Raw genomic sequence first — 23,107 nt, forward strand, 5'->3', positions numbered from 1 at the left:
CCAGCCTCAAATGTCTGATCTGGCAGAGCAGGCCAGACGCTACGCCGGAGAAGGCTTTGACAGCCTGTGGATGGCCCAGGCGGTCGGCCGCGGGTTTATGATCCCGGACCCGTTTATTGCCCTGGCAACGGCTGCCAATGTCACGACGGACATAGAACTCGGAACGGCCGTTCTCCAGCTCCCGCTATATCACGAGACCGACCTGGCTCACCGCATTTTTTCCCTGACGCAGGTGTGTGGCGAGCGCCTGACGCTGGGCCTTGGCGCGGGTTCCACCGAAACCGATTTTGTCGCCTTTGAGCGCGACTACGCCACGCGCTTCAAGACCTTTGACGCCGGCCTGGCCCGTCTCAAGACCCTGTTGGCTGAGGGCAAGAACGAGCGGGCCGACCTGACGCCGTGGCAAACGGTTGCCGGCGGTCCGCCTCTGCTGCTCGGCAGCTGGGGCGCCGGGGTGGAGCGGGCGGCCAGCGATTTTGACGGCTGGATCGCCTCGGCTCACTACCGGACCCCCGACCAGGTCATTGCCGCGCTACGCCGTTACCGTGCGGCCGGTGGCAAGCGGGCCATTGTGTCCACCATTCAGCTCGGTGGCGACCACAATTTGGACTGGGCCAGGCACACGCTGGGGCGTTTTGCCGAGGCCGGCTTTGATGATGCGGTCGTCCTGTTGCGACCCGGCGGCCCGAGTCCGGCCGAGGTCAGAGCCCTGGTCGCCTGAGCAGACAACGCTGAAGAACCTCAGGATTCTCCGGCATGAAAGCTTCCCCCCTCATCCAAACCAAAAGCCCACTTGAAGGGAGCGGGGTCGAAATACTCGCGGAAGAGTTTGATCTTCTCGTTCGCCACATGAAACAGGCCACCATAGCTTTGGTGATATAACCGACCTGTCGGCACAATCTCTACCGCCCCTTTGAACTCGACAAAAATTCTCTCCGGATCCCGCAGGGGGTGAAAGACCAGCTGTGAGGTAAAATCGGCTTTTCCGCTATTCTGCGGCCATGCCGCATAATGCTTGATGAGGTCCTCTCTCCCGGCCACACGCTTGGGGAAACCTTCTGGAGCGTAGGGCATCTCGAGAACCGCGTCCTCAGCCCAGACGCCCGCAAATTTCTCCATGTCCTTCTCTTCCAGCGCGGTCAGGAAATCCCGCACGGCTTTTTCCGTTTGCTGCCGTTTGATATAGGCTGCGGGATTGGCGGCGGCGTGGCGGATGGCCGGATCGAACACGTCACGGGTGCCGCTTTCCTCCTCCAGCGTAAATCTATGGCTGGCGATCCGCCACGTCCCAGCTTCCTTTTGCAAGGTATAGTGATACTGCCCCTTGACCTGCCACGCCAGATCGCCCACGTAGTGATCGGCGACGCCATAGGCGGTCGCTTCGGCCCGTATCCCGTCGAGCGTGACGGCGATGTTGGAGACGGCGTGCCGGGTGCGGTCAAAGCCGGGTAAGAAAGACGCCCACTGGGTCATCAACGCTTGGGGGCTTTTCAACTCCACTTCGCCGCCGTTGAGGGAGGTATAATCCATCTCTATCTCGTCGGCATACAGTTTTTCGACCGCTTCAAAGTTCCCCCGGTCTACCAGAGGCCCAAGGCCCTCGATGATCGTTCGGATAGCAGCCTCGTCTTTGATGTCCGCGCTGGTGGTCAAGGAGAGCGCTGCCAGTGTCGTTTCAAAATGCTCGGCCACAGCATCACTCGATGTTTTGACCGGAATCGGCTGGTCGTAAAAGTCAAACTGGGTCACGTCATCCAACCATAGTTCCACGACGTTACGGCCCAGGCGACGGGCGTATTCGCGCGCTCCTTGCGGAATGGCGGCGGCTTCAGAATGGACCAGCAAAACAGGCTTTTTCAATTCGTCTGCCGACTGGATCGCGTCATACGTCAACCAGCCTTCCCAAGAGGCTCTATTAAATTTGTTGTCGTATTCTGGGATCAGGCCGCGGTCCGGTTGGGTGTAATACGGCGCTTGATACATCACGGCTCTGTCGTTGGTCATGCTGGCCGCTTCCACGATGACGGGTTCAGGAGACTTTTCCGCCTGCCGGCTGGCTTGGATAAGTCGGCTGACGCCTTCGTCACCGCCGTACACGGCTTTCACAATTTCGGCATTATGAAGCCATGGGGCCACCAGGGCCAAGGATTTGACGGTGTCGTTATTGAGCGCAACATCGCTCATATAGCCGGACGAGGCGCAAATGCCTAATCCGCCAATCCGGTTTCCATCGACTTCGGGTCGCCTGCTCAGGTAATGTACGGCCGCGTTGATATCCTCAGTTTTGCGTTCGGGGTTCTCCAAATACCGAATCCGGCCGTCTGACTGCCCCCAGCCGCGAAAGTCGAAAGCCAGGGCGGCATACCCCCGATCTGCCATGGCGGCGGCGTACGTACCCGCCATTTGTTCTTTGACGGTTGTCCAGGCGCCGGTCACGACAAGACCAGGGAGTTTCCGGTCGCCCTCATAGTTATCGGGCAGATACAAATTTCCGACCAGGGAATGATTGTGGCTGTCAAATGTGACGGGTTTGATCGTCGCTGGCTCTGCGTTTGTTGATATGAGAGTGAAGGCCAATGCTGCGGTTACAAGTCGTGTTTTCAACATGCTCAGACCTCCTTTGCCAGGCTTCACCGTAGGACAAGTTGATTTATAGCACAATTATTTTATATCAATTGTATTGATACCTGTGAGGTCATTCATGGAGCTGCGACATTTGCGGTATTTTGTGGCTGTTGCCGAGGAAGAGAATATGCGGCGCGCTGCCGGACGCCTGCACATCGTCCAGCCCGCGCTAAGCCGGCAGATACGCCAGCTCGAGGATGAGATAGGCTACGCGTTGTTTGACCGCCTGCCACGCGGGGTGCGGCTGAATGCCGCCGGGCAGGTTTTCCTTGAATTGGCATGTGGGATACTCAGCCGTGTGGATGAGGCGCTGGAGCGTACGCGGCAGGTAGCCAGAGGAGAAGTCGGTCGGCTGTGCATCGGATTTATCGAAAATGCCTCCTGGTTCGGGGCCTTTCCCAATGCCATCCAACAATACCGCGCACGGTATCCAAACGTCAGTCTCGATCTCCAGCCTATGTTCTCGATCGATCAGTTTGAGGCGATCGCTTCTGGTAAGCTCGACACCGGCTTTTGTTACACCCTGGAGACGCTGCCGGAAGAGTGTGAGGTGTGGCCGATCCGGACGGATACGGTCGTGCTTGCGGTGCCGAGACGCTATGGCTGGAAGAAGCGGCGGGACGTATGCTTGCACGAGCTACAGGACGAAGCGTTTGTCGGCCTTGCGCGTACTCACGCCTCAGCTTATGCAGACCGAATCAGATCAACTGCTTACGCTGGCGGACTATTACCTCGTATCGTGCAGGAAGCCGTAAACGAAGCGACGCTACTCAGTTTGGTCTCGGCTGGTATTGGTCTCGGCTTTTGCAATTCGGCAAATGAAAGACGCAAGCCGCCATTTGTGGATTTCGTGCCTGTGGTCGATTTCGATCTCAAACTTCCTCTGTGTTTGGTGTGGAAACAATCGAACTCCTCGGCAACTCTCGAGGCGTTCCGAGCGATCGTGACACGCTACACAGAGGGCCGACCCGCACGGGCCTCATGACGCCGCTCTGGTCATAGCGGAAGCGCGGACAGCTTGCTAGGATGAGAGCGCTGTACAGCCTGTGAGAAAACGAGACGGTCATATCAGCAAGAAAAGCGGACAACATTGAAGAACAGGGGTACTGGAGGCAACAATCATGAGAGCACATTATGACTTCTCAAAGATGAAAGGCCGTAAAAATCCCTATATCAAGTCCCTCGGTCAGACTACATCCGGGACCGCTTCAACGCCCGATAAGACGAAACGAGGACAGGAATGAAAACGCCCATTTGTGACATGTTCGGTATCGAGTTTCCGCTGATCGCGTTTACCCACTGTCGAGACGTGGTGGTGGCGGTCTCCAAGGCTGGTGGCATGGGGGTCTTTGGTGCGGTCGCCCATCCGCCCGACCGTCTGGAAGAAGAACTGGACTGGATTGACGCGCACATCGACGGCAAGCCGTACGGGATTGACCTGATCGTGCCCAACAAGATCGCCCAGGAGAGTGTCGGCGGGCTGACCAGGGCCAAGGTCCAGGCCGCTATTCCGCAGGAGTATTTTCAGTTTGCGGCCGGGATTCTGGCCCAGCATGACATCCCCTCGGAGGGCGTGTACGGCTTCCGCGACGACTCCTTTCGGGCCAGCCAGAACATGCAGGCCAGCGGCGCGGCCGAGGTCCTGGAGGTTGCCTTTGCCCATCCCATCAAGCTCGTGGCCAACGCGCTGGGCGTCCCGCCCCAGATCATGCTCGACATGGGTAAGCGCCACCACGTGCCGGTGGCCGCCCTGGTCGGGGCCAAACACCACGCCATCCGTCAGGTCCAGGCCGGGGTTGACCTGCTGGTGGCGGCCGGCGGGGAGGCCGGCGGCCACTGCGGTGAGGTTTCGACGCTGGTGCTGATCCCTGAAATTCATGAGGCGATTCAGCCCTACGGGGATATCCCGATCCTGGCCGCTGGGGGGATTGTGACCGGCCGCCAGATGGCCGCCTGCATGGCGATGGGGGCGGCCGGGGTGTGGACCGGCTCGGTGTGGCTGACGACCAGCGAGGCCGAGACCAACCCGGTGGTCAAGGAAAAGATGCTGGCCGCCTCCTCGCGCGATACCGTGCGCTCCACAGCCCGGACCGGCAAGCCGTCCCGTCAGCTCAGGTCGGCCTGGACCGACGCCTGGGCGGCCGAGGCCAGCCCGGCGCCGCTGCCCATGCCGCTCCAGTCGCTGGTTACCGAGCCGGCCCTGCGCGAGGTTGACAAGCTGTCCCAGAGCGGCCATGCGGGGGCAAAACAGCTGGCCACCTATTGGGTCGGCCAGGGGGTGGGACTGATGAACCGTCAGATGTCGGCCGGCGCGCTGGTCCAGGAGTTCAAGGAAGATTTTTTTAACGCCTTTGTGCGTCTGTCCGACACGCTGGAAGCGGAATAAAGGAGAGAACCTTATGCCAGAACTCCGAGAAATCACCTCAGGTCTGCTGTATCCGGAGGGGCCGGTGGCCATGGACGACGGTAGCGTCATCGTCACCGAGCTGCAAACCGGCCGGCTGGTGCGGGTCCAGCCGGACGGGACAAAAGACGTGGTCGCCGAACTGGGCGGCTCAGCCAACGGGGCGGCGGTCGGGCCGGACGGCCTGATGTACGTGTGTAATAACGGCGGCCTCAAGATGACCGAGGTTGACGGTAAGCTCATTCCCGCAGAAGGTCTGCCGGACGACTATACGGGCGGCAGCATTCAACGTGTGGATATCACCACTGGTGCGGTCGCCACCCTGTATACCGAGTGCGACGGGCATCGGCTGCGGGGGCCCAACGACCTGGTTTTTGATGCTGCGGGCGGATTCTGGTTCACCGATTTCGGCAAGGTCCAGGAACGCAGCAAGGATCGCGGCGGCGTGTACTACGCCAAGACGGACGGCTCGTCGATTACAGAGATGGTGCATCCGATTGACGGCCCGAACGGCGTTGGCCTGGCGCCCGGCGACACCACGCTGTATGTCGCCCAGGAGTGGGAGCTGTCCGGACCCGGAGAATTTGCCGCTACGGACGGCGGAGACGGACAGCTGCTGACCGGGCCCGGCGGGGGCAAGCTGTTGACCGGCCTGCCCGGCTACCAGCTGCTCGATTCCATGGCGGTCGATAGTGCGGGCAATGTGTGCGTGGCAACCCTGATGACCAGCGGCATCAGCGTGATCTCGCCCGACGGCGCCTCGGTCGAACACCTCCCCACCCCCGACCCGCTGACGACCAATATCTGTTTTGGCGGGCCGGACCTCGCAACGGCCTATATCACCCTGACCAGCCTGGGCACGCTGGTCGCCATGGACTGGCCCCGACCGGGCCTGAAGCTGCACTACACCCGCTGAGGTGTGTAACACGGAGGACGCAATGCCCGAAGAGATGCCCTTTACCTATGAAGAGATTCAGAAGCTGCGCGAGCTGCTGGAGGTCGAGGCCATACGCAAGCTCAGGAACCTGTACGCCCACCTTTTGGACAGCGGGGATATCGACGCCCTGGCGGCGCTGTTCACCGAGGATGCGGTGTGCGAGTTCGGGCCGTATGGGGAATGGCACGGCCGGGAGACGATCAGAGACAACTACCGGCAGGTGTTCCGCGAGCAGATCCAGTCCGAGTTCGGCTCCCTGCACAACACCGGCAACCACTGGGTTGAACTGACGAGTCCGACGACCGCAGTGGGCCGGTCCTATCTCATCGATGTGCTGACCCACACCGACCCGGCGGCCAATCCGGTCGAGTGGTTCGGGGTGTATGACGACGCCTACCGCAAGCGTGACGGCGCGTGGCTGATCGAGCGCATCAGCCTCCAGTTCCTGTGGCCTCAGCGTCAGCTCAGCGACGGCTTTTCCGCGCCGTTTCCGCCCAAGTAATTCGGCACCATCCAAGGAGGCTGGCATGATTCGCTTAACGTTTGTCCTGCGTCGCAAGCCCGGCATGTCGCGGGCCGAATTCCAGCACTACTGGCGTGAGGTGCACGGCCCGCTGGTGGCCAAGCACGCCACCGACCTGGCCATGCACCGCTATGTGCAGGTCCACACCCTGGACGACCCGATCAACGACCAGCTGGCCGGAGCGCGCGGCGGTATGGAGCCGGTGTATGATGGCGTGGCCGAGGTGTGGTGGACCAATCGTGAAGCCCTGGTCGGGACCTTCGGGACCGAGGCGGGCCGCGCCGCAGCCCAGGAACTGGTTGAGGACGAGGCCCGGTTTATCGACCTGGCCCAGTCGCCGCTGTGGCTGGCGTACGAATATCCCCAGGTCAACCCGATTCCCGAGGAGTTGGTGGCGCGCGAAAACAGCGGTCTGCTCAAGCTGTTCTTCTGTCTGCGCCAGCCCGACACGCTCGGCCTCGACGAGGCCCAGCTGTACTGGCGCACCAACCACGGCCCGCTGATCCGGGGGGTGGCGTCCGGCATGCGGATGAAGCGCTACCTGCAAGTCCACCGCTTCGAGGATGAGATCGAGGCCCAGCTGCGGGCCAGCCGAGGGACGACGGTTGCGCCCTACACCGGCCATGCCGAGGCCTGGTTCGACCGGGCTGATTTGGCTGCGGTCGGGACCACGCCCGAGGGCCAGCGGGCCATGCAGGTCGCGGTTGAGGATGAATCCCACTTCATCGATTTTCCGCGCTCGGCCATGTGGGTCGCCAAGGAGCGGGTGTTCGTCGACCGCAGATAAGGGGGCCGGGGCGACGCAGGCGTCGCCCCTCCGTGTCAGTCGATCCGGTTGAAGACTACAACCGGGATCTGGCGGCTGGTCTTTTTCTGGTAGTCGTGAAAAATCGGCATCTGGGCCGCCTGGGCGTCGAACAACCGCTGGCGCTCCTCACCGCTCGTTACCTCCGCCCTGGCCCGGAAGCGCTCGGTGCCGATTTCGAGCGTGACCTCGGGGTTGGCGACCAGGTTGTGGTACCAGCCCGGATGGTGGGGCGCACCGGCGAAAGAGGCGATGACCACAACCCGCTCCCCGTCGGTGGTATACACCAGCGGCTTGGTGATCGTGCGGCCGCTCTTGGCCCCGGTCATGGTCAGCAGTATCACCGGCATGTTTTCCATCTGGCCGCCGACCTTGCCTTCGTTGGCTCGGAATTCGGTGATGACCTGTTTGTTGTATTCGTTCAGTTCTGACATGCGTCCCTCCGTGCGATCTTGCTCTGGCCAGTGTCTTTGGCCTATGCTCTGGCTACACTGAAAGCCGCCGTCAGGCAAGCAGCCCCGGTGTCCCTGACTGGGGACGCGGACTGCTGAGGAGACGCGTAAAGGAGACAGGCTGGATGCCGATGCAAAAGTTTGAGCCGATGACCAAGGACTTTCCGACCTTCGACTGTGACGCGCATGTCACCGAGCCGCCCTGGATCTGGGAGCGGGCCAAGGACTGGCTGAGCACGGACGAGCTGGAAGCCCTCAAGACCACCATGTGGTACGACGCCGAGACCAAGCAGCTGATTGTGAACGGCATCCCCGGAGCGGGAATCGGCTCACAGCGGATCGGCGGAGCACGGGGTAAGCTCAACGCTATCTCCCTGGCCGGACCGGGGCTCAAGCACGATATCCAGCGCGCCCTGTACGTCCGCAACTTGAATCGCAAGACCGCCCTGAGCGCAGAGCAGGCCGACTATCTGGATCACAAGGGTTCCTACCGACCCAAGGAGCGGCTGCGCGATATGGATGTCCAGGGTATCGATCAGGTCATGATCATCCCGACCGATATCGTGGGCGCCAAGGCCATGTGCAAGGCCTACAACGAGTGGGCCTACGAGTACTGTCAGGAGGACCCTCAGCGTCTGTTCTTTGCCGCCCTGCTGCCCATGCAAGACCCCAAGTTTGCCGCCCAGGAGGTCCACCGGGTGGCGGCCAAGGGCTGTCGGGTGGGCTTGATCCGCCCGGTTGACGCCATGGGCAACTATCCGCTCCAGCCCAAGTACGAGCCGGTGTGGCGGGCGATGGAGGAGACCGGGGTGGTGTACGGCATGCACCCCTTTCCGGCCTTTGGCTCGCTCAAGCCCTCGGGCTATGCCGAGCAGTACTCGGGCGCCGAGCTGATCGCCCGGACCATTATTTCCTCGGGTTTGCCCCACTCGTTTCTGACCAACGTCCAGAACTTCCAGGCCGAGGCCGCACTGTGGGTGACTATGGTGCTGATGTCGGGCTTCTTTGACCGCCATCCCCAGCTGCGGGCGGCCGTGTTCGAGGCGTCTTCGACCTGGCTCAGCTTTCTGCTCGACCGTTGCGACAAGTTCTACAAGCTGTACCGTAACGAGCGGGAGCTGCCACCGCTCAAACGGCTGCCGAGCGAGACCTTTTTCGAGCACTGCGTGACGGGTTTTGAGGGCGACGAGGCGCCGCCGTCGCGGGACATTCTGGCCTGGTCCTCGGACGTGTACCACCACGACGGGGACGACGCCTGGCGGGCGATCAAGACGATGCAGACGTGTGGTCTGCCGGCGTCGGCTCAAGCCCAGTTTTTGGGCGCCAATGCGCGCAAGCTGTACCATATCGAGACGCCGCGCGAGTTCATCCGCGAGCGGGTGACGGAGATTGAGCGGCCGGACTGGTGGCCGACTGAGGTCGAGGTCCAGCACGCCCTGCAACCCGAGGCGGCCCTGATTCGGCCCTACCGGGAACGCGGCCGGCCGGTCAACGGGCAGGCTCGGGCCAAGGGCTCTGAGGGAGGCCGCGTATGAGCCGCAAGCGCTTTCCGGTTTTTGATGCCAACTCGCACGTGGTGGAGTCTGCCGACATCTGGCACACCTATCTGGAACCCGAGTATCGGGCGCTGGGAAAATTCTCCCTGTGGCGTGAGGAGGGCGAGTACGACGCCTACCTCAAGATCAACGGTGAGGTGTTCCGCGACCAGACCAACCCCAACATTCCCCGCCACGCCATCTGGCGACCGGGCATGAGCTGGGAGCAGGTCGGCGAGCTTGACCCCAACACCCGCCACGCCATGACCGAGGGCGCGTCCGACCCCCGCTATGGGTGTGGACCAGAGCCTGCTGTATCCGACCTGGTTTGCCGAGGGCTTTCCTCTGGTCAAAGACCCCGACAGCGCTGCGGCCCTGGCCCGGGCCTACAACAGCTGGATGGCCGACTTTTGCGCCGTCGCGCCCGAGCGGCTGTATGCCGCAGCCATGATTCCTCTGCAAAACATGGACTATGCCCGGGCCGAGCTGCGGCGGATCGCCGACATGACCTGCTTTCGGGCTGTTTTTCTGCGGCCCATGTTTGTCGAGGGCCGCTACTACACCCACCCCTACTACGATCCGTTCTGGGCCGAGCTTGAGCAGCTTGACCTGAGCCTGGCCGTCCATCCGGGGAGCGGCCTGTGGAATGCGGAGTGGAGCTGCCACGCGCCGTTTATCGAAAAGATCAAGCAGCGTCTCAACCAGGTCACCCTGTTCAGGGAGGCCGGTGGCGGCCCGTTTGCCGGCGGCGGCAATGGCCCGAATTTCACCTTTGCGGCCCAGCCGGGGCTCGGTCACCCGGTTGCGCCCATCCTGTCTCCGTGGCTCGACAATCATATGTTCGTAGCTGCGACCCTGATCGGCTTCACCGTCATGCAACGCTATCCCAAGCTCAAGGTGGTGATGGCCGGCGGCCAGGCGTCGTGGATGGAAGAGGTGCTGGAGAAGATGGAGGCATCGACGCTGACCATTCCGCCGCTGCACTACTATCCGGTCCGGACCGATGTCGAAGCCATGTGGGAGGAGGGTCGGGTGCTGCTGGCCTTTGACGCCGAGGAGCGCCTGATCCAGAAGCTGCCGCATATCTTCGCCCACAAGATCGTGTGGGGCTCACGCTATCCGCAGCAGGACACGACCAGCGCCTGGGACGCGATCGAGACCCTGAGCCAGGCTGCTGTCGATGAGGCGAGCCAGGCCCGCATGCTGGGCGGCAATGCGGCCGAACAGTTCGGCGTTCAGCTGGTGAACACACTGAGCGCGTAAACAGAAAGGCACGATTATGGCTGACACAATACGGGTGGGAATCATTGGCGCCAACCCGGACCGCAGCTGGGCGCTACGGGCGCATATTCCGGCTCTGGCGTCTCTGCCCCAGTATACCCTGCAGGCGGTAAGCACCAGCCGCCGCGAGTCCGCAGACGCTGCGGCCGAAAAATTCAGGGCGCCGCTGGCCTTTGATAACCACGAGCAGCTGGTCGGCCATCCAGATGTCGATCTGGTGGTGGTGTCGGTCAAGGTGCCCCACCATCACCAGCTGGTGATGGCCGCGCTCGAAGCGGGCAAGCCCGTGTTTTGCGAGTGGCCGCTGGGCAACGGGTTGGACGAGGCGCGGGAGATGGCCGAACTGGCCCGCCGCAAGCAGGTGTGTACTGCGGTCGGTCTGCAAGCCCGTGCGGCACCGGTCATCAACCGGGTGCGCGACCTGGTCGCCCAGGGCTATGTGGGCACGGTTTTGTCGACCAGCGTGGTCGCCTCGGGGCTGGCCTACGGCGAAGTTGTTGAGCCGGCTGCGGCCTATCTGCTGGACCGGGCCAACGGGGCGAATCTGCTGACAATTGCCAGCGGGCATTTCCTGGACGCGCTATGTTACTGTCTGGGCGAGTTCGAGGAGCTGGGGGCGACGCTGGCGACCCGCAGACCGGAGGTCACACTCGCCAGAACGGACGAGCGCCTGCCCGCCACCTCGCCCGATCAGGTCGTGGTCAGCGGCCGCTTGCAGGGTGGGGCGGTCGCCTCGGTCCATTTTCGGGGCGGCCGGTCGCGGGGCACCAACCTGCTGTGGGAGATCAACGGCACGGACGGTGATCTGCTGGTCAGCGGAGCCGGGGGCCACGTCCAGATGCTGGACCTGACGCTCCAGGGCGGCCAGGGCACGGACGACGGCCTGGCGCCGCTGCCCATGCCCGATACGTACCGCTGGGCGCCGGCGGAAACGCCGCCGGGCTTTCCCTTGAACGTCGCCCAGCTGTACGTGCAGCTGGCCAGCGATATGCAGCAGGGGACGCGCCTGAGCGTTGATTTTGACGCGGCGGTGGTGCGCCACCGGATGATAGCGGCGATTCAGACTGCGGCCGAGACCGATACCCGCCAGACGTATGTGTCCGAGGCCTGATCAGGCCGGGCCGCTGCGTAGAATCCCCCGGTGCTCCAGGTCCTGGATCTGGTCCGGACTGTAGCCCAGCCACTCGGTCAGGATCTGGGTGTTATGCTCGCCCAGCAGCGGAGCCTGGAGTTCCAGCGGGGCGGGAAACTCCGAAAACCGCAACGCAAAGCCCGGTACCTCCAGGTCGCCGAGCAGCCGGTCATGCACCGTCCGCACGGTTCCGCGCTGGCGCAGGTGGGGATGCTGGAGCGCCTCGGGCACGGACAGAATCGGGGCGACCGGCACATGGTGCGCCTTGAGGATTTCAAGGGCCGCGTCGTCGCTCGGCTGGGAGCGAATCCAGCCCTCGATAGTGTCCACCAGCGCCTCCAGATTTTTCATGCGCGTCTCGTTGTCGGTAAAGCGCGGGTCGCGGGCCATTTCCGGTCGGCCCATTGCCTCGCACAACTTCGACCAGTGCTGCTCCAGGGGCGCAATCAGGATGAAATAGCGCTCGCGGCCCTGAAACACCCCGGCCGGGCTGGCATACCACGAGTGCGCCCCGGAACGGCTCGGACTGATCGCGCCCTTGCTCAGGCTGTACATCTGGAAGCCGGCCTCGTGATAGTGGGCATAGGTGTCGAGCAGCGACAGGTCCAGGTGCTGACCCCGCCCGGTGCGTTCGCGGTACAGCAGGGCCGCACACACCGCGCCCATGGCGTGCGCGCCGGTAGACACGTCGCCCATGGCAACCATCGGGAAGATGGGCGAGCCGCCTTTCTCGCCACCCATCGAGGTGATGCCGGAGTAGGCTGCGCCCACCCAGTCGAAGCCCGGCTCGTGAGCCAGCGGTCCGGTCTGGCCAAAGGCCGAGATCGAGCACATGACCAGCCGCGGGTTGAGTTGGCTGACCACGTCGTAGCCCAGACCCAGGCGGCCGATCACGCCCGGGGCGTAGTTCTCGACCAGCACGTCAACTTTCTTGACCAGCCCCTTGAGGATGGTGAGGCCCTCGGGCGTCTTGGCGTCCAGGCACACGTCCTTCTTGCCCCGGTTATGCTGGACAAAATAGCCGCTGCGGCCGTCGCGCACGACCGGGCCGAGGCGCGCGCCGTCGCCGGCCGGGGCCAGCTCGACCTTGATCACCTCGGCGCCCATCTCGGCCAGCATCAGGGTGCAGGTCGGTCCGGCCACAATCTGCGAGAAATCCAGGACCTTGTAGCCCTCAAGCACGTGCTTCGGCTGATTCATTTTGCCCTCCCAAAGTTTTATACTGCTCCCATACCAGCCCAGAGCGAGGAGGCAAGAGGGCGTAGCGCTAGGCTTGCTTCCTTGAGAGCGGGGAGGACAGACAACGGCCGGGCAAGCCATAAGGAGCGGACGCATGAACCCCGTCAGTGCTGCACGCGAACTGCAGCCCATAATCCGAAAGTATCTTGGCGAAGGAGAAAAGGAAGCCAGACTGGTGAACGAAGTGTTCGCCGCGGTCGGCCAGGCCGGGCTCTTCCGCCTCTTCGCTCCGCACGAAGTCGGGGGCCTGGAAGTCTCTCCGGCTGTCGCGCTGGCTGCTATCGAGGCGGTCAGTGCCGCCGATCCGGCCGTTGGCTGGTGTATTGGCAATTCTCAGCCCGCCTGCCTGGCGGCCGGCTGGCTGGCCGAGGACGAGCGGGCAAGGCTGTTTGCCGAGCCGCATCGCAACTTTGGCTTCTCGGCCGCACCGGCCGGCCGGGCCGTTGCGGAACAGGGTGGCTATCGCCTCAGCGGCCAGTGGCCGGTTGTGACGGGCTGTGAGGATGCGAGTTGGTGCGCCCTGGCGGGTCTCGTCATGGATGGCGAGACGCCGCGCCAGGTGAATGGCGTCCCCGACGGACGGCTTTTCCTGATTCCGACGGCGGACCTCGTCATCTCTCCCACCTGGCGGGGGGCTGCGGCGATGCGGGGAACGGGCAGTCACGCGGTGAGTGTCGATCAGGTCTTCGTACCCGAAGGCTTCGCCCATACCCCGGCGAAGCCACGCGTGATCGACCGTCCCTTGTATCGCCTGCCACTCCCGTTGTTGTTTGCGCCAGCCGGTGTTGCCGTCGCCCTGGGAGCCTTGGACACCGCTGTGGCGAGCGCCAGAGAAGCGCTGGGTGCGAAGGTCTCCTCCTTCAGCGGGCAGACGATCCGTGACCAAACCCCGATTCAGGAGCTGATTGCCCACAGCAGCGCCGCGTTGCGGGCGGCCCGGGCAGGACTGTTGGCCGCAACGAACGCGGTCTGGGAGCTGGCGAGTCGGGGTGCTGGGGTTCCGCTGCCGCTCCGGGCGGAACTGTACGCCTCGACTTTCTACGTCTTGGACACGGCGCGGGATACCGTCAGCCACCTGTACGCCCGGGGCACGCGGGCAGGGTTCATGCAGGGCAATCCACTTGAACGGGCGCTCAGAAATCTGCACGCCATCGCCTTTGGCTATGAGTCCTCGCGTGGCCTTCAGCATTCCGCCGGGCGGGTCTTACTCGGCGGCGAGCCGCTCGACCCACTGTTCTGAACGGGGCCGCCGCGCCTCTCGCACCGCTCACACGGATGGGGTATATCTAGGCGGCAATAACGACTGCAAGGAGGGAATAGTATGGGGAACACGCAACAACATCCGCAGAAGCCAAACGGTAACGGCGCGGTCGAGCAGTATGACGCGATCGTGATCGGCGCCGGAGTGTCGGGCCTGTATCAACTGTACAAACTCAGACAGATGGGGCTTTCGGTGCGGGTCTTTGAGGACGCCAGCGGTGTGGGCGGCACCTGGTATTGGAATCGCTATCCGGGCTGCCGGTTCGATTCCGAGAGCGAAACCTATGGGTATTCGTGGTCGGAGGAGCTGCTCCAGGAGTGGGACTGGAAAGAGCATTTTTCGGGCCAGCCGGAGAACGAGCGCTACCTCAATTTTGTGGCCGACAAGTTCGACCTGCGTCAGCTCGGCCGTCTACGACGAGGACGCGCAACGCTGGGAGGTCCAGATCGAAAACGGCCAGCGCGCCCGGGCGCAGTTTCTGATTGGCGCGGTCGGTGTCCTGTCTGCCAAGTATCTGCCCCCGTTTGAAGGCATGGACAGCTTCGAGGGCGAGTCGTTCCACACCTCCAACTGGCCGAAGGAAAAAGTCGACTTCAGCGGCAAACGGGTCGGCGTCATCGGCACCGGCGCCACAGCCGTCCAGCTCATCCCCATCGTCGCCCAGGAAGCCGGCCATTTGACCGTCTTTCAGCGCACGCCGAACTACTGCGCGCCGCTCAGGAACTCGGAGGTCAACCCCGAGACCCAGCAAGCGTGGAAGGCCAACTACCCACAAATCCACAAAGAGTGCCGCCAGTCCTCGGCCGGCTTTCAGCATGAATTCGACCCGCGCTCGGCTCTGGAAGTCTCGGAGGAAGAGCGGCTGGAACTGTACGAGAAGTTATGGGCGCTGCCGGGCTTCAAGAAATGGCTGGGCAATTTCCACGACATCATGACCAACCCGGAGGCCAACGAAACCTTTGCCGAGTTCGTGCGCAACAAGATCCGCGAGCGGGTCCACGATCCCGAGGTGGCCGAACTGCTGGCGCCCAAGGATCATCCGTTCGGGGCCAAGCGCATCCCGCTGGAGACCAACTATTACGAGGCCTACAACCGGGACGCCGATCGAGCGCATCACGCCCAAGGGTGTCAAGACCCAGGCTGCCGAGTACGAACTCGACGTCATCATCTATGCGACCGGTTTTGACGCGGTGTCGGGTCCGCTGACCCGGATCGACATTCGGGGCGAAGGCGGCCAGACCTTCACCGACAAATGGTCCAACGGGCCACGCACCTATTTGGGGATTCAGACCGCCGGCTTCCCGAATTTCTTCATTGCCGCCAGCACGGCGTTCTGCAACTACATGATCTGCGCCGAGATGATTGTGGAATGGATCGCCGACGCCATCGGCCATGTGCGCGAGCAGAAGCTGTCGAGTATTGCCCCCACCCCGGAGGCCGAAGAGTCCTGGGTGGAGCACTCCAACGAGATCGCCTCGCAGACGCTGTTGACCGATACCGACTCCTGGTTCATGGGCGCGAATATTCCTGGCAAGGCCCGCGCCCTGCTCCTGTACGCCAACACCGTCCCGGAATATCGCAAGAGATGTCAGGAAGCCGCAGCCAACGGCTATCAGGAGTTTGTGCTGCGCTAGATCGGTGCCGGGCCGGAGCCGAGTCAGCGGCCCTGGCCCGGTCCCGAGAACGGGGCTTCGACCAGGGCCAGGGAGACAATCTTCCAGCTTTCCCCGTCCCGCCGGTACATGTACGTGGCCCGCAGTTTCTCCAGAACCGAACCGTCCTGTTTGTAGCGGGTCACGTCGGCCACGATTTGGGCCAGCGACGCGGCGTAGGGAAAAACCTGGAGCCGGTCGATGTCGCTGCGCCCCCACTCGCTGGCGCGCAGGCCGGCCATGATGGTCTGGTACACCCGGTGGTGGTCAGCCTCGGTCTCGACGCTGGTCAGCCCCTGCTCACCGCTGAGCATGACGTGGGGGTGGGCGTAACAGGCCACAAACGCGGTCGCGTCCTCGCGGTTGAAGACCTCGATATAGTGGTGATAGGCGGCCTCAATGTCCCGAACGATTGCGTTTGTCTCAGCCATGGCGTCCTCCTGTTTGCGGGGCCTTGCAGTCCCGTGATTGGGTGTGACTGTGGTGTGCAGCTGCGCACGTCTTCTCTAATCTTCTCCTGTGATGAGGCGGAGATGTCCGTCTACGGAGCCGATTGGAGCTTATACGGCTGAACCAATATCTCAGCCGAAATCCCCAGTCCATCCTGCAATCTCCTGATCATCGCCAGCGATAAGGCGCGTTTACGGTTCAGGATTTCCGAGACCCGGGCGCGAGAGCCGAGGTAGGGCTCCAGATCGCGTCGGGACAAGCCGTGGCTGTCGAGACGATGAAGAATGGCTTCGACAGGGTCAGGGGGGAGAATCGGATGGTGCTGCTCTTCATACACCTCTACCAGCGTGATCAGGACATCGAGCTTCTCTCCTTGTGGAGAGTCGTAGTCTGCCCCCCACAGTCGGTCGATTGCCTTCAGGGCTGCTTCGTAGTCGGCTTGTGTCTTGATTGGTTTGATATCCATGCGGACCCCCTGGATCGTTGCCGCGTCTATTGCGTCATACTCGTGATGGGTGCCAACGAAGCGGATGTATATGGCTCCGTAGCGATAGTCGAGGGCAACGACGAGGCGGTAGGCGTTCCCCTTGATATTGAACACTACTCTCTTGTTGGCCAAGAAGCTGGCGCTACGGTACGCCGTTTTCAGCTCAACCGGAGTCTTCCATGTGGCGCGCTTGGCGTTCGCATACCAGGCTCGGAGAGGCTGTTCCGCATCGGGATAGCGGTTCCGGAATTCTCTCAGCGTTCGCCGCGAGATTATCCTCATCAGGGCAAGCATATGGCGCTCCCGATATGGGAGCAAGGCTTTGGTCTCCGGCCGAGTCGCTCACCCGCTGATTTGCCCGCCCCGTGGTCCCTTACTTCACGCTTGCGCCCTCCAGGCAATGCAGATAGGAGAACGCCATGCAGCTCGAAACCCTGTTGCCGCTGGGCAAGGTTGACCCGGGCCTGCGCGAGCCCGCAACCCCGCTCGACCTGGCCGCTGTCGCCGCCGATGCCCAGCTGTTGGAGCGCCTCGGCTACACCGGCCTGGTGGTTGAGGAGACCAAGGACGATCCCTTTGTCATTCTGGCCCTGGCCGCCCAGGCGACCCACCGGCTGCGGCTCGGCACGGCCGTTGCGCTGGCCTTCCCACGCAGTCCGACCGTCACTGCGCTGAGCGCCTGGACCCTCCAGAAGCTGTCCCAGGGGCGTTTTACGCTGGGGCTGGGAACCCAGGTCAGAGCCCATATTCAGCGCCGCTACGGCGTGCCCTGGTCGGCGCCGGCGCCGTGGATGCGCGAATACATCGCTGCGGTCCGGGCCCTGTGGGCGCACTGGCAGACCAACGCGCCGCTCGACATCCGGGGCCAACACTACACCATCAACCTGATGGTGCCGCTGTTCAATCCCGGTCCGATTGCGCAGCCCCACATCCCGATCCATCTGGCTGCGGTGAACACGCGCATATGCCGCGTCGCCGGCGAGGTCGCCGACGGGCTCCGACCCCACCCGGTGTGCAGCCCCGCGTACATTGCCGACCGCATGCTGCCCGAGGTCCGCGCCGGGGCGGCCAGAACGGGCCGTTCGTTGGACGACTTCCGGGTGTGTATGAAGCCCCTGGTCGCCACCGCCGCCAGCCGTGACGAACTGCTGCCCAAGATTCGTGACGCGCGGGCCAGGATCGCCTTTTACGCCTCGACCCCGAGCTATATCGCCGCCTTCGAGCACCTCGGTCTGGCCGAGCTGAGCCACACGTGTAAGCTCCTGTCACGCCAGCAGCGCTGGGAAGAACTGCCGGCTCATATCACCGACGAGGTGCTGGAGCAGTTCGTGACAATCGGGACCTATGACGAGATTGCCGACAAGCTTCTCGACCGCTTCGGCCAGGTGGTGACCGATATTGAATTCTCCATTGCGCCCAAGACCGACGCCGAGCGCGAGCTGCTGGCCGACATGGCGCGCACGATCCAGGCCGACGACGGTGGCCGGGCCCGACGGGCGATTCTCGGGCAGGCGGCATGAGGGAGGGGGAGGGGTGAAACCGATCACCGGCGCGGAGTATCTGGCGGCCGAGCGCTATCCGTCTCAGACCGCCTTTCTGACCGCTGCGGCCGAGACCTACGGCTTCAGGCTGCCGCCCGACTACGAGTCGATTCAGGCCAACGCCGAGCTGTTCGGCCGCATGTTTCTGCAAGACCTCGTCCGCAAGCTGCTGGCCGCCAACGGCCGCGGCTTTAACCCCACGGCGCCGTCCAAGCGTCAGGGCAACTGCTGCGCCACCTGGATCTTTGGCTTCATGCGCTGCATGGACTGCGTGTATATTCCCGACGGTCAGCAGCTCAAGACCTTCTACGATACCGAGCGGGCAAAGATTACCGAGCTGGCCCGACAGCTGTAGGGCCGACCCGCATGTCGCCCCTACAGTCAGACCGAGCGGTCTAGGAATCGATCAGCCGGCCTTTCTCATCCCGAATTTCGGGGCCGCGCACCCGCGCCCGACCGTCCCCGAACTTGGCGTCTCGGGCGCGCAGAGTTTCGCGCAGCCCCTTGTCTTTGACCGACTGGATGTAGTCCCGTGCGGCCCGGGTGTTGTGACCGCGCACGTCGTTCTCGGCGGCCAGACGCTGCAGGGTGCGGGCGCCCATCAGTTCGAGACCGAGGTTGATGATGCGCTTGTTGGTGCTGAGCAGGTCGGGGTCGATCTGGCACAAACGGTCGGCCAGCTGCTCGACCTCGGCGGCCAGCTGCTCGGCCGGTACGGCCTTCAGAACCAGGCCGATTTCCTGCGCCTCGACGCCGGTGATCGAGTCGCCGGTCAGCATCAGCCGTTTGGCCCACTGTGGCCCGACATGGTACAGCCAGAAGTTCGTTGGCAGGGCGCCGAGGTCGCGGGCGGGCGGAAAGGCAAAGGTCGCATCCTCGGCCGCGATAATCATATCGCACAGCAGCGCGACATCCGTGCCGCCGGCCAGGCAGTAGCCGTGCACCTGGGCGATGGTCGGCTTGTGCATGTCAAACAGGGCCATGCGGTAGCGCTGGGCGCGTTCGAGCTGCCAGGCGTCGTCGTCGATGCTGCGCGAGCCACGATAACGGTTTTCCTCGGACTCGACCCGCGACACGGCCAGATTGCTGTCGGCGCCGGACAGGTCATAGCCGGCCGAGAAGGCCCGACCGGCGCCGCGCAGGATGACGCAGTGGACGTCCTTGTTGTTATCGGCCTCCCACAGCGCCTCGTTCAGCTCGGCCTGGAGCTTGAGGGACAGGGCGTTGAGCTTTTCCGGGCGGTTGAAGGTGATACGCGCGCGGCCGCGCTCCACTTCGTACTCAATGCTCTCGAACTCACTCATCGGGTGTTCCTCCTCAGTACGGATAGTGTGGCGAATGGTGTGGCGGCTGGGGTCCTTCCCGCCAGGCCGCGATTGTCCTGTGTCGCTGCGGCTTTGTCAAACGGCGCCTGATTGACGGCGTGGGGGGACCCGGTTATGCCATAGGCAGGAGGATGCCATGGCGACAATCGATCTCTACGAGGCAATGCGGACCTTACGGGCAGTGCGGCGGCTGCGTCCCGACCCCATTCCCGATGACGTACTGTACCGGGTGCTGGAAGCCGCCACCTGGGCGCCGACCGGCGGCAACCGCCAGGCCTGGCGGATTATTGTGGTCAAGGATGCGGCCCGCAAACAGCGTCTGGGCGAGTTGTACAAAAAAATCACCATCCCCTACACCCAGTCCTACCTGAAACAGTTTGCCGACCAGCCCGAGGAGGAACGGGCCAAGGCCGGCCGGGTGATGCGCGCCAGCACCTATCTGGCCGAGCACTTCGGCGAATCGCCGGTGCTGCTGGTCGTGTGTTTCAACCCCGAGGGGCTGGCGGTGACCGACGCCAAGCTGGACCGCTTATCGGTCGTCGGCGGCGGCTCGATCTACACCGCAGTCGAGAACCTGCTGCTGGCCTGCCGGGCCGAGGGGCTGGGCTGTGTGCTGACCACCCTGCTGTGCATGGCGGAACCCGAGGTGCGCGAGCTGCTGGCCATCCCCGATCCGTGGGGGACCGCCGCCGTGGTGCCGGTTGGCTATCCGGTGCTGCGCGGTCACGGCCCGATCTCGCGCCGGCCGGTTGAGGAGCTGGCGTTCGCCGACGCGTGGGGCACGCCGTTCTCCACAACCTGAGCCGATCGTCTTCCGTCACACTGATAGGGAAACACGCTATGAAGTTCGATACCGTCATTGCCGCCAACAATTTTCTCGATATCGGCAACTTTGCCCGCTGGGCCGAGGACATCGGCCATGACGGGCTGTGGTCGATTGAGACCGCCCACGAGCCGTTCATGCCGCTGGCGATTGCCAGCACCGTCACCCAGCGGGTCAGCCTGGGCACGGCGATTGCCGTGGCCTTTCCGCGCAATCCGACCGTGCTGGCCCATACCTGCTGGGATCTGCAGGCCAACTCCCAGGGGCGCTTCATTCTGGGCCTGGGCACCCAGGTCAAGGGCCACAACGAACGCCGCTTTGGCGTCCCGTTTGTCTCGCCGGTCAAGAAGCTGCGCGAGATGATTCTGGCCATCCGGGCGGTGTGGGACTGCTGGCAGAACGGCACCCGCCTGCGCTTTGAGGGCGAGTTTTACCGGCTGAGCATGATGACGCCGTTTTTCAGCCCGTCGAAAATCGCCCAGCCGCAGGTTCCCATCTACGTGGCCGGGGTGAATCGCCGGATTGCCGAGATGGCCGGCGAGGTGTGCGACGGCTTTCATGTCCACCCGCTCAACTCGCCCCGCTTCCTGCGCGAGTCGCTCATCCCGGCTCTTGAGGCCGGGGCTCGGCGCGCCGGCCGCTCGCGGGCGGATCTGACGCTGTCCACCCAGGCCCTGGTCGCCACCGGTGACAGCACGCGGGCAATTGCCGAGCAGCGCGAGGAGATTCGGCGCCAGATCGGCTTCTACGCCTCGACCCGCACCTATGCGCCGGTGCTGGCCACCCACGGCTGGGCCGAGCTGAGCGGCACGCTGAACGCCAAGGCTGCGGCCGGAGACTGGGACGGCATGGCCCGCGAGGTGACCGACGAGATGCTGGATGAGTTCTGCATCAGCGGCCCGCTGGACGAGATCGGCGCCCAGCTGCGGACGCGCTACGACGGGCTGCTGGACCGGGTCAGCCTGTATTTTCCGTACCGGCCCGGCCAGAACGATGCCGGGCTGAAACGCATCGTCGCGGGTATCCACGCCTGAGCCCGCCACGCTCAGTCAGGCTCAGGAGCGGCGGGCTGCCGAGCGCCTGAGACGAGGAGGACGTCATGAGCACCTTTGAGTACGACACCGTTCTGAGCACGCTGGGCGATAAGGGGGTGCGGACCATCGCCCTGAACCGGCCCGAGCGTCTCAACGCCATGAACCGCAGCCTGATGGAGGACATCGCCCGCGCCTTTGCCGAGGCGAACGCCGACTCCGCCACCCGGGCGATCATCTTTACCGGCAGCGGCCGGGCCTTTTGCGCCGGCGATGATCGCAAGGATCATTTCCACCCGGAAAACCCGACCCAGGCGCGGGAGTTTGTCGATGCCATCCAGCACGCCACCCGGGAGATTGTGTTTGGCGATATCCCGGTGGTCGGCGCAATCAACGGCTGGGCGGTTGGCGGTGGGTTTGAGCTGGCGGTGAACTGCGATTTTCCCATTTGGGCGGCCAGCGCTCGGGGATTTTTCCCCGAGGTGTCGCTGAACGCCTTTGTGACCGGCGGGGTGACCTCGCTACTGCCGGCCCTGGTCGGGCTCAACAAGGCCCGCGAAATGCTGTTTCTCGGCGAGCAGTACGACGCCCCGACCCTGCTCGAACTGGGCGTGGCGTGGCGCGTCGTGCCGGATGAGAGCTTAATGGCCGAGGCGCAAGGCGTGGCTGAGAAGCTGAGTGAGCTGCCGCCGCTGGCGGTGCGGGCCATGAAGCGGGTGCTCAATCAAGGGGCGGCGCGGGATATCGCCGACGCCCTGCGGCTGGAGACCGAGGCTACGGTGGCCGGCTTTCTCGACCCGGAAACAACGGCCCGGCTCAGGGACTTCTGAAGAGGGACGAGTAAGCGCGTTGAAACTTGACAAGCCCCCGCATATCTTTGAACATGCGACGGCAAGAGGAGGACGCACGCTATGAGCGAGAACACATATCAGGGCAGCTGTTTTTGTGGCGCGGTGAAACTGGCCGTCAGCGGCGCGCCGGCTGCGATGGGTTACTGTCACTGTGAGTCGTGCCGCCACTGGTCGGCCGGCCCGGTCAACGCTTTCAGCCTGTGGGACCCCAAGGCGGTGGTCGTCACCCAGGGGGCCGACAAGCTGGGTAGCTATGCCAAGACCGATAACAGCCACCGCAAGTGGTGTACGGCGTGTGGCGGCCACGTCTTCACCGAGCACCCGGCTATGGGCCTGACCGATGTCTATGCGGCCGTCATCCCCGACCTGCCGTTTAAGCCGGCGGTGCACGTCTTCTACGGAGAAACCGTGCTGCGCATCCACGACGGCATCGTCAAACAGCAGGATGTGCCGGCCGAGATGGGCGGGTCTGGGGTTGAGCTGCCCGAATAGTGCCGTGCCGATCGCGGCCCGCGCAAGCGGCTTGACCGGCCGGCTCAATTCCCCGCAAACACAATGAAAGATCAAAAAAGGGAAAGATCAAAAAAGGAGGAAGGCTATGGCAAGTGCTGAACAGCAGGCTTCGACCAACGGGACGGTCGAGCAGTTTGACGTGATCGTCATCGGCGCCGGAGTGATAGGACTCTATCAGCTGTACCGTCTGCGCAAGATGGGGCTGTCGGTGCGGCTCTACGAGGATGGCAGCGGCGTGGG

At 63.5% G+C, this 23,107-nt stretch carries 23 protein-coding genes and 1 pseudogene; 18 read left to right on the forward strand and 6 right to left on the reverse strand.

Annotated elements, in window-relative coordinates:
• Positions 1–721, forward strand: a 721-nt coding sequence (locus tag J4F42_19025; protein MCE2487611.1) for an LLM class flavin-dependent oxidoreductase, incomplete at its 5' end; no start/stop codon positions are given.
• A 20-nt stretch (positions 722–741) separates the two neighbouring features.
• Here J4F42_19025 and J4F42_19030 read toward each other — a convergent pair.
• Entirely contained in the window at positions 742–2,607 is a 1,866-nt protein-coding gene (locus J4F42_19030; protein ID MCE2487612.1) for a nuclear transport factor 2 family protein, read from the reverse strand.
• Positions 2,608–2,701: 94 nt separating this feature from the next.
• Here J4F42_19030 and J4F42_19035 point away from each other — a divergent pair, with 94 nt between their 5' ends.
• The 5 genes from J4F42_19035 (at position 2,702) to J4F42_19055 (ending at position 7,276) form a co-directional block, all read left to right on the forward strand.
• Positions 2,702–3,610 carry a LysR family transcriptional regulator gene (locus J4F42_19035; protein ID MCE2487613.1) on the forward strand — a complete coding sequence of 303 codons (909 nt, stop codon included), beginning with the start codon at positions 2,702–2,704 and terminating at the stop codon, positions 3,608–3,610.
• A 255-nt stretch (positions 3,611–3,865) separates the two neighbouring features.
• On the forward strand, positions 3,866–5,011 hold the full coding sequence (locus J4F42_19040; GenBank protein ID MCE2487614.1) for a nitronate monooxygenase: 1,146 nt from the start codon (positions 3,866–3,868) through the stop codon (positions 5,009–5,011).
• A 13-nt stretch (positions 5,012–5,024) separates the two neighbouring features.
• Positions 5,025–5,945: an SMP-30/gluconolactonase/LRE family protein gene (locus J4F42_19045; GenBank protein ID MCE2487615.1), complete on the forward strand. Its 921-nt coding sequence runs from the start codon at positions 5,025–5,027 to the stop codon at positions 5,943–5,945.
• A gap of 22 nt (positions 5,946–5,967) precedes the next feature.
• On the forward strand, positions 5,968–6,468 hold the full coding sequence (locus J4F42_19050) for a nuclear transport factor 2 family protein (GenBank protein MCE2487616.1): 501 nt from the start codon (positions 5,968–5,970) through the stop codon (positions 6,466–6,468).
• 25 nt (positions 6,469–6,493) lie between these two features.
• A complete protein-coding gene (locus J4F42_19055; GenBank protein MCE2487617.1) occupies positions 6,494–7,276 on the forward strand; it encodes an EthD domain-containing protein in 783 nt (260 codons plus the stop codon).
• 35 nt (positions 7,277–7,311) lie between these two features.
• Here J4F42_19055 and J4F42_19060 read toward each other — a convergent pair whose 3' ends face one another.
• The gene (locus tag J4F42_19060) at positions 7,312–7,728 is read right to left on the reverse strand and encodes a nitroreductase family deazaflavin-dependent oxidoreductase (GenBank protein ID MCE2487618.1); all 417 of its coding nucleotides are present in this window, start codon (positions 7,726–7,728) and stop codon (positions 7,312–7,314) included.
• A 143-nt stretch (positions 7,729–7,871) separates the two neighbouring features.
• Here J4F42_19060 and J4F42_19065 point away from each other — a divergent pair, with 143 nt between their 5' ends.
• From J4F42_19065 to J4F42_19075, 3 genes are all read left to right on the forward strand, one after another.
• Entirely contained in the window at positions 7,872–9,281 is a 1,410-nt protein-coding gene (locus tag J4F42_19065; GenBank protein MCE2487619.1) for an amidohydrolase family protein, read from the forward strand.
• Between the two features lie 291 nt (positions 9,282–9,572).
• Positions 9,573–10,544, forward strand: a complete 972-nt coding sequence (locus J4F42_19070) for an amidohydrolase family protein (protein MCE2487620.1) — start codon at positions 9,573–9,575, stop codon at positions 10,542–10,544.
• Positions 10,545–10,560: 16 nt separating this feature from the next.
• The gene (locus tag J4F42_19075) at positions 10,561–11,673 is read left to right on the forward strand and encodes a Gfo/Idh/MocA family oxidoreductase (GenBank protein ID MCE2487621.1); all 1,113 of its coding nucleotides are present in this window, start codon (positions 10,561–10,563) and stop codon (positions 11,671–11,673) included.
• On the opposite strand, the gene J4F42_19080 is transcribed toward J4F42_19075, so the two are convergent.
• The gene (locus tag J4F42_19080; protein MCE2487622.1) at positions 11,674–12,894 is read right to left on the reverse strand and encodes a CoA transferase; all 1,221 of its coding nucleotides are present in this window, start codon (positions 12,892–12,894) and stop codon (positions 11,674–11,676) included.
• Positions 12,895–13,027: 133 nt separating this feature from the next.
• On the opposite strand from J4F42_19080, the gene J4F42_19085 reads away from it, so the two are divergent.
• Positions 13,028–14,173 carry an acyl-CoA dehydrogenase family protein gene (locus J4F42_19085; protein MCE2487623.1) on the forward strand — a complete coding sequence of 382 codons (1,146 nt, stop codon included), beginning with the start codon at positions 13,028–13,030 and terminating at the stop codon, positions 14,171–14,173.
• An 81-nt stretch (positions 14,174–14,254) separates the two neighbouring features.
• A pseudogene (locus J4F42_19090) lies at positions 14,255–15,828 on the forward strand (NAD(P)/FAD-dependent oxidoreductase).
• A 23-nt stretch (positions 15,829–15,851) separates the two neighbouring features.
• Here the strand turns inward: J4F42_19090 and J4F42_19095 are convergent.
• Both J4F42_19095 and J4F42_19100 read right to left on the reverse strand, forming a co-directional pair.
• Positions 15,852–16,277: a DUF4440 domain-containing protein gene (locus tag J4F42_19095; GenBank protein MCE2487624.1), complete on the reverse strand. Its 426-nt coding sequence runs from the start codon at positions 16,275–16,277 to the stop codon at positions 15,852–15,854.
• A 110-nt stretch (positions 16,278–16,387) separates the two neighbouring features.
• Entirely contained in the window at positions 16,388–17,077 is a 690-nt protein-coding gene (locus tag J4F42_19100) for a type II toxin-antitoxin system HigB family toxin (protein ID MCE2487625.1), read from the reverse strand.
• Positions 17,078–17,202: 125 nt separating this feature from the next.
• Here J4F42_19100 and J4F42_19105 point away from each other — a divergent pair, with 125 nt between their 5' ends.
• A complete protein-coding gene (locus J4F42_19105) occupies positions 17,203–18,303 on the forward strand; it encodes a TIGR03617 family F420-dependent LLM class oxidoreductase (GenBank protein MCE2487626.1) in 1,101 nt (366 codons plus the stop codon).
• Between the two features lie 13 nt (positions 18,304–18,316).
• Entirely contained in the window at positions 18,317–18,679 is a 363-nt protein-coding gene (locus tag J4F42_19110; protein MCE2487627.1) for a hypothetical protein, read from the forward strand.
• Between the two features lie 40 nt (positions 18,680–18,719).
• Here J4F42_19110 and J4F42_19115 read toward each other — a convergent pair whose 3' ends face one another.
• A complete protein-coding gene (locus tag J4F42_19115) occupies positions 18,720–19,628 on the reverse strand; it encodes a crotonase/enoyl-CoA hydratase family protein (GenBank protein ID MCE2487628.1) in 909 nt (302 codons plus the stop codon).
• Positions 19,629–19,785: 157 nt separating this feature from the next.
• Here J4F42_19115 and J4F42_19120 point away from each other — a divergent pair, with 157 nt between their 5' ends.
• From J4F42_19120 to J4F42_19140, 5 genes are all read left to right on the forward strand, one after another.
• Positions 19,786–20,451: a nitroreductase family protein gene (locus J4F42_19120; GenBank protein ID MCE2487629.1), complete on the forward strand. Its 666-nt coding sequence runs from the start codon at positions 19,786–19,788 to the stop codon at positions 20,449–20,451.
• A gap of 38 nt (positions 20,452–20,489) precedes the next feature.
• Positions 20,490–21,506 carry a TIGR03617 family F420-dependent LLM class oxidoreductase gene (locus J4F42_19125; GenBank protein MCE2487630.1) on the forward strand — a complete coding sequence of 339 codons (1,017 nt, stop codon included), beginning with the start codon at positions 20,490–20,492 and terminating at the stop codon, positions 21,504–21,506.
• Between the two features lie 65 nt (positions 21,507–21,571).
• Entirely contained in the window at positions 21,572–22,333 is a 762-nt protein-coding gene (locus tag J4F42_19130; GenBank protein ID MCE2487631.1) for an enoyl-CoA hydratase/isomerase family protein, read from the forward strand.
• An 81-nt stretch (positions 22,334–22,414) separates the two neighbouring features.
• Positions 22,415–22,846, forward strand: a complete 432-nt coding sequence (locus J4F42_19135) for a GFA family protein (protein MCE2487632.1) — start codon at positions 22,415–22,417, stop codon at positions 22,844–22,846.
• A gap of 106 nt (positions 22,847–22,952) precedes the next feature.
• Positions 22,953–23,107, forward strand: a 155-nt coding sequence (locus J4F42_19140) for an NAD(P)-binding protein (GenBank protein ID MCE2487633.1), incomplete at its 3' end; no start/stop codon positions are given.

The organism is Desulfurellaceae bacterium, from assembly GCA_021296095.1.
Classification (GTDB): Bacteria; Desulfobacterota; Binatia; order Bin18; family Bin18; genus JAAXHF01.